Origin of the sequence: Pseudomonas sp. SIMBA_041 (genome assembly GCF_046535095.1) — a bacterium.
In the GTDB taxonomy this organism is placed as follows: Bacteria; Pseudomonadota; Gammaproteobacteria; order Pseudomonadales; family Pseudomonadaceae; genus Aquipseudomonas; species Aquipseudomonas mucoides.
Map to the genome: position 1 here is coordinate 493,287 of NZ_JAWRXJ010000004.1, position 13,423 is coordinate 506,709.

The window sequence follows — 13,423 nt, forward strand, 5'->3', positions numbered from 1 at the left end:
CGCGGGTGTGCAGGGCGGGGCGTTCGGTGGTGGTTGTACCGACGCCATCGCGAGCAAGCTCGCGATGGCGGTCTATCAGACGCGGAAAGCCTGAACGGCGGTACGCAGCCGCCCGCCCAGCACCAACAGATTCTCCCCTTGCTCACGCCCTTCACCAATGCGCAGCAAGTTATCCCCACCCAATTGATGGATGCGCTCACTGTGATCGCGAATCTCGCTGACCGCGCCACTTTGCTGGGCGGTGACATCGGCGATGCGCACGGCCGTGTCGGCAATGGTCTGGATCGCGCCGACGATTTTATCCAGCGCACCATCTGCCGCCTGCGCCTGACTGGCCGTAGCTTCGGCGTGTTCGACCTGCGCGCGCATGCCCTCTACCGACTGACGCGCGGCGGTTTGCAGGCCGGCAATCAGTGTCTGGATCTCTGCTGTCGCGCCTGCGGTGCGTTGCGCCAGTGAGCGAACCTCTTCCGCCACCACCGCAAACCCGCGCCCCATCTCGCCAGCGCGGGCCGCTTCGATGGCGGCGTTCAGGGCCAGCAGGTTGGTCTGGTCGGCAATCGAGCGGATTACTGTCAGCACGCCGCCGATGGTCGCCGACTCTTCCGCCAGGTGCTCGATCATCTGCGCGTTGCCCTGCACTTCACCCACCAGCGCATGCAGGCCGGTCAGGCTCAGGCCAATGACTTTCTGACCGTGTTCGACCGCCAGGCCGGCATGGCGACTGGCATCCGCGGCCTGGCTGGCATCGCCGGCGACTTGTTGAATGGTCGCCTCCAGTTCACCAAGGGAATCGCGGATCAGGGCGGTGTCGCCGGCTTGGTGTTCGGCACCGCTGTGCAGGTCGTTACTCAGATCGGCGAGGGTTCGGCTGCTGCCGGCGACCTGCTCGGCGTTGAGACGAATGGTCCCGACCAGATCCACCAGGTAGGCGCGCAAGCGATTGAGCGACGCCTGTATGTCATGCAATTCGCGATTGGTATTGCCCAGCTCGATGTCGCGGCTGAAGTCGCCTTCGGCCCAGGTGGACAGGGCTGGCGCCAGGTTGGTCAGGGTTCGGGCCAGGCGTCGTTGCAGGGTATCGATGAGCAGTGCGATCAGCAGGATCAGCCCGATCATCACACCCTGCATCAAGCGCACTTCGCCCTGAATCTGCCCGTGCTGCGCGCGGACCACCGGTTCGAGTCCGGCAATCGCTTGCTGCACGGCGGCGATTTTCAGGTGTGTGGCGGCACTGAGGTCGGTGCGTTTCTGGATCTGATCACGGGTGCGCGACAGCTCGGCCGGGTAGCGTGTGAGCAGGCTGTTGAGTTCACGCTTGAGGCCGACACCAGCGTCTTCCGCGGCGGCTTTCTCGTTGTTCTCCAACCCCATCATCGAGGCGAAATCATCGGTGCTGGATTCTGTCTTGGCGGCTACGCCGAGCAATGGCAAGCTGGCCAGCAGTTCCGCCTGAGCACGGATGCTGGCCACTTCACGCTCGACGTCGGCGGCCAGTTCGCTGCGGCCGCTGCTGATCAGTTTGTCCCGGGCCAGAGAGAGTTTGCCCAGATGTTGAGAAGCGGCGAGCAGCGGCGTCAGGTAAGCCGCGTTTGCGCTGGCGTACTGGTTGAGCTGGTCAAGACTGGCGCCGAGTTCGCGCTCGGCTTGCAGCAGCAATGCCTGCGGGTCGCCCGCGAGTTTGCCGGCGGCTAACAGGTCGGTTTTGCTGAACTCATCCAGCGTCGACAGGCTCGGGCGCAAGGTCTCGGCCAGTGCCGGTGGCAGCTCGGCCAGATCTTTTTGCAAGACATCAATCGCCTGGCTGGCGCTGCTCAGGCGCAGGGCATCGCCACTGGCGAGGTAGTCCTCGATATTGCGCGCGACTTCATTCTGAAATTTCTGGGACAGCCCCAGGTAACGCTCCATCAACAGATAGGGGCGCTCCAAGGCCTTTTGCGACCACCACAGCGTGGCGCCAAGGGCCAAGCACACAGCGACTAAAAGGAGGGTGTTGAGATTGGTCAGCAGCTTCAGGCGCATAGCGGGTCTACCAACGGCAGAATGGTAAGCGCCTGAATTTATTGCGTTTGTGTTACAGGGTTATGACCGAATCGGTGGATTCTGATGAAAAAGTGGCACTTTGCTGTGACGTTCGCGCCGCCTGAACACGATTTCGTCCGGCGTCCTTGGCGCGGTACAGCGCCTCGTCTGCCTGGCTGGCCATCATCAGGCTGTCGGAGTGCTCGCACAACTCCACCACGCCGGCACTGAACGTGCACCACAGGTCTTGAGGCTGCGCCGGATAGTGGATTTCGGCAAAGCGCTGACGAATTTCATCCAGCACGGCATAAGCCGATGCGAGGTCGGTGTCAGGCATGACGATTGCGAATTCTTCACCGCCATAGCGGCCGATGAAGTCGGTCTTGCGCAGGCGTTGCTTCAGGAACAGCGCCAGGCTCTTGATCACCCGGTCGCCCATAGGATGCCCGTGGCTATCGTTGACCCGTTTGAAGTGGTCGATGTCGAGCATCGCAAAGCTCAGCGGCTTGTTCTCACGGCGGGAGCGGAAACTGCAGTCTTCAAGCAATTGCAAAATGTGCGTGTGGTTGTACAAGCCGGTCAGGCTGTCGCGGACCATCCGGGCTTTCAGATTGCGTGCCCGCGCCGCGCGGTTGCGCACGGTGGTGATCAGGTGGCGCGGCTTGATCGGTTTGGTCAGGAAGTCGTCGCCGCCTTCGCTCATCGCGTCGAGCTGCTTGTCCAGATCGTCTTCGGCCGACAGGTAAATGATCGGGACGCTGACGTAACGGTCGTTGTGACGGATCACCTTGGCCAGTTCCGTACCGGTGCAGGTCGGCATGTACATGTCGAGGATGATCAGGTCAGGCTGAAAGTCCGAGAGTTCGGCCATGGCCTGAATCGGATCGATCAACGTGCGCGTGACGATCCCGGCGCTATTGAGCAGGCGCTCGGTGTGCAGGGCCTGGGCGCGGGAGTCGTCAATGATCAGCACTTTATAAGGTTCGTACTGGGCGACGCAGGTCAGGACTTCGATTTTCTCCAGCAGGCTCGAAGCCTCCAGGGTGCCGGTGAGAAACTCCTGGCCGCCGGCGCGCACGGCGGCCAGGCGGGTTGGGGTGTCGGTTTCGTGCAGGCTGAAGAACAACAGCGGCAGGCGATGATCGAGACCTTCTTGGGCTTCGGCGGCCAGTTTCAGGCCGATACCGGGGCCACTGAAGTCCACGTCCATGACGATTGCAGCGGGCAAACGCTCGACCATCGAGGCGCGGAACGCGGCAACGCTGTCGAGGGATTGGGCGCTGAGCCCGAAAAATTCCAGTTGCTTGGCCAGGCGCTCAGCGCGGTCGTGATCCTGCAGCATCACGTAGATCGGCTTGCGCAACGGCGGCAGGAAGGTTTGTTCGTACTGATCGCCATGCCGCAGGCCGGTACGCGACAGGCGCTGCATCAAGCGATTGAGGTCGGTGATCAGCCCGCTGCTCAGGCGTCCGCGATTGGCGTCGACAGCCTCCAGCGACTGGCCGATGTGGCGCGCCAGTTGAGTGTGTTCCGGTTGTTCGAAGCGCTCGGCAAACCGCAACAGGCGCAGGTTCGCCTCGCTCAGTTCCGATAAGTCGGTGATGGACCACTCACTGCGTTGCAGGCGCTGCCAGATCTCAAGAATTTGACGTGCCTGATGAATTACCCGCTGGGCAAAGTGGTGCTTGAGGCGCTCACGGCTGGGGTCTTCTGGCTCGGTCATATCCTGACTACTAGTTAGGGTAAAAGCTGAGATCGACTGGTGGCTCTATGCTAGCACCTCTTTGCAATTGCACGAGTGTCGTACGTCAATAATCTGTAATGCGGCGTCATTCAGTTTGTGACCGGCTGGTCGGATAGGCTCAAGGCGTGTGCTTCCTTTATAGTGGCGCCTCGACGATGCAATCCTGGCTCACAGCAGCGCGCCGATTAATACGCGGCAAAACGAGGCACGATGGCGTAGGGTTGTGGTCGAACCGATGAACTCAAGTGATTGAAAGGATATCGCCATGCTGGACTGGAAGAACCGCGCGGGCAGTGCCCCTGAACGTGCCGCTGAACCGAAGTCGGCCACCCGCAGTTATATCGGCGGCCTGCTGTTCAGCCGGGCGCTGGCCACCTTGATCGGCCTTTACCTGCTGGTGGCGATTGCCCTGGGTTGGTATTGGAGCGAGGAGCCCGCGCTGTTCCCGGTCCAGCAAAATGCCCAGATCGCTGCCGAGAAAGAAGGCAAGCAGATGGTCGTCGGCTACACCACCGTGGAAACCCTCAAGACCGTCGCCGGTACGTTGCTGACCAAACCGGGTGGCTACATTTCCAACGACCGTTTCCCGCCGGGCCTGTGGATGGACAACATGCCAAGCTGGGAATATGGCGTGCTGGTCCAGGTTCGCGACCTGAGCCGTGCACTGCGTAAAGACTTCGCCCGCTCCCAGTCGCAATCGGCCGAAGACGCCGACCTGGCCAAGGCCGAACCGCGTTTCAACTTCGACAACAAGAGCTGGGTGCTGCCTTCCAGTGAGTCCGAGTATCAGGAAGGCATCAATTCGCTGAGCCGCTATCAGGCGCGGTTGTCCGATCCTAACCAGAAAAGCGCCCTGTTCTATGCCCGCGCCGACAACCTGAACAACTGGCTCGGTGACGTCGGCACCCGCCTGGGTTCGCTGTCGCAACGCCTGTCGGCCAGCGTCGGTCGGGTCAAACTCAACACTTCGCTGAAAACCGAAGTCCTGACGCCAGGGCAAGTGCCACAGGTGGACGAAGAAATCGTCGAGACGCCGTGGATGCAGATCGACAATGTGTTCTACGAGGCTCGCGGTCAGGCCTGGGCACTGTCTCACCTGCTGCGCGCCATCGAAGTCGACTTCGCCGACGTATTGGCCAAGAAAAACGCCACGGTCAGCGTGCGCCAGATCATCCGTGAGCTGGAAGCATCGCAGGAGCCGGTCTGGAGCCCGATGATCCTCAACGGCAGCGGCTTCGGTGTACTGGCTAACCACTCGCTGGTCATGGCCAACTACATTTCCCGGGCCAACGCTGCAGTGATCGATCTGCGTCAATTGCTCAATCAAGGCTGAGTCATGGTTGATAACGCCAAAGAGGCCGCCCATCGCGCGGCCTCGGATGCCGAACAGATCGCCTGGGTAGACGAGCAGGACAACCTGCTTGGCGCCCTGGTCCGTTCCGATTTGCGCGAGCGTGGGCTGATCGGGCGCGGCACCTACATCATGCTGTTCAATTCGGCCGGTGATCTCTGTGTGCACCGCCGAACCTTGAGCAAAGCCATTTATCCGGGGTACTGGGATGTGGCGGCAGGGGGCATGGTGCTCGCCAGCGAAACCTACGCCGAGTCAGCTGCCCGCGAGCTGGAAGAAGAGCTGGGCGTGAGCGGTGTGGAACTGACCGCCCACGATCACTTCTTCTTTGAAGACACCGGCAACCGGCTCTGGTGTTCGGCGTTTTCGGCGGTCTGGGACGGGCCGTTGATTCTGCAGCCCGAAGAGGTGCTTGAAGCGTGCTTTATGCCCATCGATCAGGTCATGCTGGAAATCCAGCAAAAGCCTTATTGCCCGGACTCTCTGGCGGCGTTGAAGCGCTATCTGCGCGCGCAACGGGATGGCGTCGCAAAAGAGCTGTAAATTGGCGCCGATTGGCTCTTAGCAAGTCGGCTTTTTGCCGTTACACTGCGCGACCTTTTCAAGCTGAACCCGCACGTCTGGTTCAGTAGCGCTGCCCCTGCCTGAGTGGGGCTTCGCGGTCGATGGCTCCTGCCCAGGTTGCCGCGACCAGTCTTTGTCCTCCCAAGAGGATTGCCGGTGGCCAAAAAAGCCGCATCCTTCGCCGCCCTTGGTGGCCTGGTATTTTCCACCGACGCAGGTCGTCATTGCCCTGATTGCAGTAAACCGGTGGACGCCTGTATCTGCAAACAGACCGTTATCCCGGCCGGCGACGGCATCGCTCGCGTGCGTCGCGAAAGCAAGGGCCGTGGCGGCAAGACGGTGACCACCATCACCGGCGTGCCGTTGGCCGAAGACGCGCTCAAGGAACTGGCCACCACGTTGAAAAAACGTTGTGGCACAGGCGGAGCGTTGAAAGACGGGATCATTGAAATCCAGGGCGATCATGTCGAGCTACTCTTGGGCGAGCTGATCAAACTCGGTTTCAAAGCGAAGAAGTCCGGCGGCTAGCAGCCTCTGTGAAAACCACCCTCGGCTTGATCCAGTCCTGAAAACGGGTCTGGCGTCGTCTACATGGTTTTCACAGAGCCTGTTCTGACTGGTTTCTAAACTCAAACCTGAATGTGAGGTCTATCGCCCTTGCATGCAGGCTAATCGTCATTTTCATTCTTTAGACTGCGCCGGCCTGAACCCAGGCGACGCTCTATGACTTCTTTATAGGGGACTTCAATGTCCGTACGACGCACACGCAAAGACGATGGCAGCCAATGGACAGTTGCGGACAGCCGCAGTGTTTACGGGATTCGCCATTGGGGGGCCGGGTATTTCGCGATCAATGACGCCGGTCGCGTCGAAGTTCGTCCGAACGGTCCGACCAGTTCGCCTATTGATCTGTTCGAGCAAGTCGACCAACTGCGCAAAAGCGGTTTGTCCTTGCCATTGCTGGTGCGTTTCCCGGATATCCTGCAAGACCGCGTGCGTCAGCTGACCGGCGCCTTCGATGCGAACATCGAGCGTCTGGAATACCAGAGCAAGTACACCGCGCTGTACCCGATCAAGGTGAACCAGCAAGAAGCGGTGATTGAAAACATCATTGCGACCCAGGACGTCTCCATTGGTCTGGAAGCCGGCTCCAAGCCAGAGTTGCTAGCGGTATTGGCGCTGGCGCCGAAGGGCGGCACCATCGTTTGCAACGGTTACAAGGACCGCGAGTTCATTCGTCTGGCGCTGATGGGCCAGAAGCTGGGTCACAACGTCTTTATCGTGATCGAGAAAGAATCCGAAGTCGGCCTGGTGATCGAAGAAGCGGCCTCGCTGAAGGTCAAGCCTCAGGTCGGCCTGCGCGTACGTCTGTCGTCCCTGGCCTCGTCCAAATGGGCGGACACCGGCGGCGAGAAATCCAAATTCGGTCTGTCGGCGGCACAATTGCTGTCGGTGGTTGAGCGTTTCCGCGCCGCGGGCCTGGATCAGGGCATTCGCCTGCTGCACTTCCACATGGGCTCGCAGATCGCCAACCTGGCGGACTACCAGCACGGTTTCAAGGAAGCGATTCGTTACTACGGCGAACTGCGCAACCTCGGCCTGCCAGTGGATCACATCGACGTGGGCGGCGGTCTGGGCGTTGATTACGACGGTACGCATTCGCGTAACGCCAGTTCGATCAACTACGACATGGACGATTACGCCGGTGTCGTGGTCGGGATGCTCAAGGAATTCTGCGACGCGCAGAACCTGCCGCACCCGAACATCTTCTCTGAAAGCGGGCGCTCCCTGACCGCTCACCACGCCATGCTGGTGGTGCAGGTCACCGACGTCGAGAAACACAACGACGACGTGCCGCAGATCGACAACAAGGAAGAACTGCCGGAAACCGTGCAATGGCTGGTTGACCTGCTGGGCCCGACCGACATCGAGATGGTCACCGAAACCTACTGGCGCGCGACGCACTACATGAGCGACGTGGCCACCCAGTACGCCGACGGCAAGCTGACCCTGGCGCAAAAAGCCCTGGCCGAGCAATGCTACTTTGCCGTGTGCCGTCGCCTGCACAACTCGTTGAAAGCCCGTCAGCGTTCGCACCGCCAGGTGCTCGACGAACTCAACGACAAGCTGGCCGACAAGTACATCTGCAACTTCTCGGTGTTCCAGAGCCTGCCGGACACCTGGGCCATCGGCCAGGTCCTGCCGATCCTGCCGCTGCACCGTCTCGACGAGGAGCCGCTGCGCCGCGCCGTGCTGCAAGACCTGACCTGCGACTCCGACGGCAAGATCAAGCAGTACGTCGACGAGCAGAGCATCGAAACCAGCCTGCCGGTACACGCACTGAACGAAGGTGAAGACTACCTGCTGGGGATCTTCCTGGTCGGCGCTTACCAGGAAATCCTCGGCGACATGCACAACCTGTTCGGTGACACCGACTCGGTGAACATCTACCAGAACGCCGACGGCAGCGTGTACCACGCCGGTATCGAAACCCACGACACCATCGAAGACATGCTGCGTTACGTGCACTTGTCGCCGGAAGAGTTGATGACCCACTACCGCGACAAGTGCGCCAGTGCACGCATCACCGCGGCCGAGCGCACCCAGTTCCTCGACGCTCTGCGCCTGGGCCTGACCCGTTCGTCTTACCTGTCTTCGTAAGGTAGGGCACCGCTCCCATCAGGTTGTCTGAAAATGTTCCGCACGCTGCGGAAATTTCAGATGGCCTGGTGCGACGCGTCTTTGATTTCCCGCGAAATGACTCACATCCTCGTCTATCCCTGCGATGTGGTCTTCTTTTCGCGTAGGTCATTTCCTAAGTTGTAGTTCAGCTCTCTACTCGGCCAACTCTCTCAGAGAGAATCCCCAGCCGCCCCTCCTGTAGAGAATCGCCGATGTTCGATCCAGCCAACGAGACGTCATTTCGTCTGGATGTAGAGGGTCTGCCTGATCCCTTTGCGGTCTTGGCCTTTAGCGGCAGTGACGCGATCAGCGAACCTTTTGAGTTCAACATGGAGCTGCTGATTGACGATCCGGCACTGGACCTGGCAAGCCTGTTGTACCGGCCGGCCTTTTTGCATGTCGGTCCACCGGGAAACGGTTTTCACGGACAGTTGCATGAACTGGTCCAGGCCGGACAGAGCGCCACACCCAGGCGCTGTCGTGTACGCCTGAAGCCGAAACTGGCCTGCCTGGCCCAGCGATTCAGCCAGCGTATTTTCAGCAACCGTTCGGTCCCGGAGATCCTCGCCCAGGTACTCAAGGAACATGGCATTGCCGGCAAGGATCGGCGTTTCGAGTTGACCGGCGATTACCCGCCTCGGGATTTCTGCACGCAGTATCAGGAATCGGACCTGCAGTTTTTCCAGCGGCTATGCGCGCAGGAACGCCTGCATTACCACTTCGAGCACCGCAGGCGTGGTCATTGTCTGGTCTTGGGTGACGGGCATGTTCAGGACGGCGCAGAGTTGCCTCCGATGAATTTGTCCACTGGCCCCCGAATGCACAGCCTGCAACGGGCTTGGGTGGTCGAAGTCGATGAGCCTCAACCCGATGTAGCCAGACCTGTCGCGGTGCAATTTGACTGGCTCTATCAGGGCGAAGGCGCGGCCCCCAGCCACTGTTGGTTGTCGATAGCGCCTGAATTGAGCGGCGCCCACACCCTGCCAATGAGAGAAGGTCTTGAGGTGCTGGTGAGCTTTATCGAAGGCGATCCCGATCAACCGCTCATCACCGGATTTCTTTGCGGCCCCCCAGTCGCCCAGGCGCCAGGCTTGGCCGATGCGCAGCCCGCTGTGGTGGCGGATAACAATGTGTCGGTTGATGGATTGTTGCGCCTGTTACAGTCCAGCGAACCGTTGGTGTTGCTGTGTCTGCTACCCGGCGGGGGCAGTTTCGTACATTGCACACAAGTCCTTTGCGCGTGCCGGGCAGCGACACAGCTTGGCCAGAGCGGTGCACCATGATTGCCGCCCAGGCTCCCGATCCAACTTCACAATGGCTCTTGCTCGATGTGCCGGGCGTACCCGGGGCCGGAGCAACGCTGCGGCAACCCTTTGCCCACGTCCGCCAGTACGGGCTGTTTGACGACACCGAATGGCAGTCGTTACGGGATCACGGGCCCGTGCTGGTCGACCTCAAGGGATGCCCGGCGCTGGCCGAGCGTTGTCTGCGCGAACCCCACCTCTGGAGCGGGTTGTGGCTGGTCAGTCAGGCGCCTGCGTCACAGTTGCTCGAGCATTTACGCCGCATGCTCACCGTCACTGTTGGCCTGCACCACCGCGCCTTGCTGAGTTTCTACAACTCCCACACGGCCAGTTACTTTTTCGATGCCTGCGATGCCCCGGAACTGAGTCGCTGGCTCGGTCCGATCCGGCAGATACGCTGGTTCGGTGGAACCTGGGCTGATCGGGCCATCGGTTGTCAGGGCTGGCAGCAGTTGTTCAATCCAGGGCTTGTCGTCAAACCGCTAGGGATTGAGGAAGATCTCAGTGCGCGTCAGCGCGACGCTTTGCAAACCTGCCTGCTGGAGCAGCATGCCTGGCGCTGGAGCCAATCCACCGGTCGCGATTACACCCGTCTATGGTCCCATCTGAGGGAAGGGCTGGCGCTGGGCTTCAGCGAGCGACCGGTGCTCGACGGCTGGTTGTGGCTACGTTTGCAGCACCCCGGCGCAACGCCTGAACTGCCTTTGTCGGGCGCCACCCAGCAGGCGCGTCTCGATAGCCTGCGCACCCTGTGGCAGAACGCTCAACCCAGAGAGGGCCCTGACCCCATCATCCAGTGAACCAGCCGTCGTTCTTGCGCAAGTACCAGGCAAACGCACCGAGGGTCAGGCTGCGCAACACCATGAACAGCAGAAAGGTGATCCACAGTCCCTGGTTGCCCAAGCCTTGCAGCGCCCAGGCGAAAGGCAGCAGCAGAACCACGGTCAACAGCATGCCGTTGCGCATTTCCCGGGCGCGAGTGGCACCGATGAACAGCCCGTCGAGCAGGTAACTCCATACCGCAATCAGCGGCAGCGCGGCGAGGTAGGGCAGGTAGATGAAGGCGGTGTCGCGCACGCTCTGGATGTTCGTCTGCATCTCGATAAACACATGCCCGGCGAACGCAAACAGCACGGCAAAGCCCAGGCTCGCCAGCAATGACCAGCCGCAGGCGACCACCAGAGAACGCCGCAGCGCCCCTCGATCACGGGCGCCGATGGCGTGCCCGCACAGGGCTTCCACGGCATGCGCCAAACCGTCCAGTGCGTGGGCCGTCAGCAGTAAGCCGTTCAGCAGCAGTGCGTTGGCGGCAACGGTGGCATCGCCAAGTCGCGCGCCTTGTACAGTGATCAGGAAAAACACCGATTGCAGCGCCAGGCTGCGGATGAAGATGTCGCGATTGACCGCCAGCAATGGCCGCCAACTCTGCCACAGGGCCAACGCGGCCCAGACGATATGACCGGGGTAGGCGCGCAGGGCTTTGCGCGTCATCAGCAAACCGATCAGTGCGCCGGTCCATTCGGCAATCACCGAGGCGCGGGCGGCACCGACCACGCCCCATTCCAGCCCAAGGACGAACCACAGGTTCAGCGCGATGTTCACCAGGTTGGTGCTCAGCAGAATCGCCAGCGGCGCCCGGGCGTTCTGGGTGCCGAGGAACCAGCCGACCAATGCATAACTGGCCAGCGCTGCCGGCAGTCCGAACAGCCGCGTGTGGAAAAACTCGCGGGTCAGTTGATCCAGCTCTGCCGAGGGTTGCATGAAGTGCAGCGCGACGCCGCTCAAGGGAACACCCGCGGCCCCCAGGACAATCGCCAGCCCCATCGCCAATAACAAGCCTTGCAGCAAAATCTGCCGCAACGCTGCGCCATCCCCGCGGCCGGCAGCCTGCGCCGCGAAACCGGTGGAGCCCATGCGCAGAAAACCCATGGCCCAGGCCAGGAAGGTATACAAACTGGCCCCGACGGCGACGGCCCCCAACTGATGGGCGTGGGGCAGGTGGCCGATGACCGTACTGTCGACCAGCGCCACCAGCGGTACGGAAATGTTCGACAGAATCATCGGCGCAGCCAGCGCCCAGACCCGGCGATGGGTCGGGCGGTCACGCCAGTCGGCAATCAGGTTGGACATGCAGGCTCCTTGGCGAAGCCGGCATTGTAGCGATAGTTGGAAGTGATCGTTCCCACGCTCTGCGTGGGAATGATCAATCGCGAGCAGGCTCGCTCCTACAGAGATTTTTGGGTGTCAGTGGATGATCCAGCTCAGCAGCCACAGCCCCAACAGCAACCAGATAATCCCCATGATGACCGACGCATTCATGAACGCCCGAATCGCCGACCACAACAGCATCAACCCCAGGATCAGCGCAATGATGTTGATGATCGAAGTGTCCATCCCCAGTGTCCGGGACAACCCATCGACAAAGTTGCTGCCGGCGTGGCTCAACAGGTTGAACAAGCCACTGAGGGCGTCAACGATAAAGCGGATGACCGAACCGAGCGCCTGGCCGAGCCATTCGAAAAAACCTTCTACCTGCATGTCGTTAACGTCCTGATGTAAGTGGTTGAGCCTTGGGCCATTGATCGCAGTGGCGAGTTCCCCACAAGCATAGAGGGTTGCACTGCACCTGTGGGAAAAGCGCCCTTGCCATCCCCGGCCATCCCCCCGAAGCTATACGCCTTCAGGAGAGCCCGATGAACCTTGTTGAACTGACCGAACGCCTGCATGCCATCCGTGACCGCAACGACTGGCGGCAATTCCACAGCCCGAAAAACCTGGCCATGGCCGCCAGCGTGGAAATGTCCGAGCTGGTGGAGATTTTCCAGTGGCTGACCGAAGACCAGTCGCGTCAATTGCCGGCCGACAAGCTCGCCCATGCCGGGCAGGAAGTCGGCGACATCGTGCTCTATTTATTGCTGCTGTGCAGCGAGTTGGGGCTGGACATGAATGAAGTCGTGCTCAGCAAACTCGCGGACAGCGAAAAGAGGTTCAGCTGATGAGTGATCGTCATTTCGATCAACTGGCGACACGCTTCGCCGAAAAAATCTACGGCGGGGCCAAAGGCGCAATCCGCCTGGCGGTGCTTCAGGCCGACCTGGCCGAAACCCTGCCGGACCGGCCGCTGCGTGTGCTCGACATCGGCGCCGGCCTGGGCCACATGTCGTTGTGGCTGGCCCAGCGTGGTCACGACGTCACGCTGGCCGAGCCCGCCGAACCGATGCTCGAAGGCGCCCGCCAACGTTTCGCCGAGGCGGGGCAGAGCGCGACTTTCATCCAGGCACCGTGGCAGGAACTGCTCGGTCAGCTCACCGAACCCTACGACCTGGTCCTGTGCCATGCCGTGCTGGAATGGCTGGCCGAACCTCACGCGATTTTGCCGGTATTGCATCAATTGACGAAAAAAGACGGCTGGTTGTCCCTGGCCTTCTACAACCGCGATGCGTTGATTTACCGCAACCTGCTCAAGGGCCACTTTCGCAAGATGCGCAAGAACGACATGGCGGGCGAAAAGCAGAGCCTGACCCCGCAACAACCGCTCGACCCGCGGGAATTGGCGGCGCAACTTGAGGGCTTGTGGCAGGTCGAAACCCAGAGTGGCGTGCGGGTTTTTCACGACTATATGCCCGTGGAATTCCAGGCCCGTGCCGAGCTGGTGGACCTGCTCGAAATGGAACTGGCCCACCGTCGTCACCCGAGCTTTGCCGGGCTCGGGCGCTACTTGCACTGGATCTGTCGGCCGGTCTGATCGGAGCTCGA

Annotated in this window: 12 protein-coding genes; 8 read left to right on the forward strand and 4 right to left on the reverse strand. The window is 60.9% G+C overall.

Annotated features, from left to right (window positions below; translation table 11 throughout):
* Positions 1-75: 75 nt before the first annotated feature.
* Entirely contained in the window at positions 76-2,022 is a 1,947-nt protein-coding gene (locus tag SB725_RS12300) for a methyl-accepting chemotaxis protein (protein WP_410921826.1), read from the reverse strand.
* A gap of 52 nt (positions 2,023-2,074) precedes the next feature.
* Complete coding sequence (locus tag SB725_RS12305) at positions 2,075-3,745, reverse strand: PleD family two-component system response regulator (RefSeq protein ID WP_027921894.1); 1,671 nt, start codon at positions 3,743-3,745, stop codon at positions 2,075-2,077.
* 286 nt (positions 3,746-4,031) lie between these two features.
* Between SB725_RS12305 and SB725_RS12310 the strand changes: the two genes are divergently transcribed.
* The 6 genes from SB725_RS12310 (at position 4,032) to SB725_RS12335 (ending at position 10,467) form a co-directional block, all read left to right on the forward strand.
* Positions 4,032-5,099 carry a DUF2333 family protein gene (locus SB725_RS12310; protein WP_027921893.1) on the forward strand — a complete coding sequence of 356 codons (1,068 nt, stop codon included), beginning with the start codon at positions 4,032-4,034 and terminating at the stop codon, positions 5,097-5,099.
* 3 nt (positions 5,100-5,102) lie between these two features.
* Positions 5,103-5,660, forward strand: a complete 558-nt coding sequence (locus SB725_RS12315) for an NUDIX hydrolase (protein ID WP_027921892.1) — start codon at positions 5,103-5,105, stop codon at positions 5,658-5,660.
* A gap of 177 nt (positions 5,661-5,837) precedes the next feature.
* The gene (locus tag SB725_RS12320; RefSeq protein WP_027921891.1) at positions 5,838-6,209 is read left to right on the forward strand and encodes a translation initiation factor Sui1; all 372 of its coding nucleotides are present in this window, start codon (positions 5,838-5,840) and stop codon (positions 6,207-6,209) included.
* A 219-nt stretch (positions 6,210-6,428) separates the two neighbouring features.
* Positions 6,429-8,342, forward strand: coding sequence for an arginine decarboxylase (gene speA, locus SB725_RS12325; protein WP_027921890.1), 1,914 nt, complete (start codon positions 6,429-6,431; stop codon positions 8,340-8,342).
* Positions 8,343-8,575: 233 nt separating this feature from the next.
* Entirely contained in the window at positions 8,576-9,646 is a 1,071-nt protein-coding gene (locus tag SB725_RS12330) for a contractile injection system protein, VgrG/Pvc8 family (RefSeq protein WP_027921889.1), read from the forward strand.
* The gene (locus SB725_RS12335) at positions 9,643-10,467 is read left to right on the forward strand and encodes a DUF4123 domain-containing protein (protein ID WP_027921888.1); all 825 of its coding nucleotides are present in this window, start codon (positions 9,643-9,645) and stop codon (positions 10,465-10,467) included. The genes SB725_RS12330 and SB725_RS12335 overlap by 4 nt, the downstream gene beginning before the upstream one ends.
* Here the strand turns inward: SB725_RS12335 and SB725_RS12340 are convergent.
* Together SB725_RS12340 and SB725_RS12345 are read right to left on the reverse strand one after the other, a co-directional pair.
* A complete protein-coding gene (locus SB725_RS12340; protein ID WP_410921827.1) occupies positions 10,457-11,797 on the reverse strand; it encodes an MATE family efflux transporter in 1,341 nt (446 codons plus the stop codon). The two genes, SB725_RS12335 and SB725_RS12340, sit on opposite strands and share 11 nt — an antisense overlap.
* Before the next feature lie 114 nt (positions 11,798-11,911).
* The gene (locus SB725_RS12345; RefSeq protein ID WP_027921886.1) at positions 11,912-12,205 is read right to left on the reverse strand and encodes a hypothetical protein; all 294 of its coding nucleotides are present in this window, start codon (positions 12,203-12,205) and stop codon (positions 11,912-11,914) included.
* A 155-nt stretch (positions 12,206-12,360) separates the two neighbouring features.
* Here SB725_RS12345 and SB725_RS12350 point away from each other — a divergent pair, with 155 nt between their 5' ends.
* Both SB725_RS12350 and SB725_RS12355 read left to right on the forward strand, forming a co-directional pair.
* A complete protein-coding gene (locus SB725_RS12350) occupies positions 12,361-12,663 on the forward strand; it encodes a MazG-like family protein (RefSeq protein WP_027921885.1) in 303 nt (100 codons plus the stop codon).
* Positions 12,663-13,412: a methyltransferase domain-containing protein gene (locus SB725_RS12355; RefSeq protein ID WP_027921884.1), complete on the forward strand. Its 750-nt coding sequence runs from the start codon at positions 12,663-12,665 to the stop codon at positions 13,410-13,412. Before SB725_RS12350 ends, SB725_RS12355 begins: the two co-directional genes overlap by 1 nt.
* The last annotated feature ends 11 nt before the right edge of the window (positions 13,413-13,423 follow it).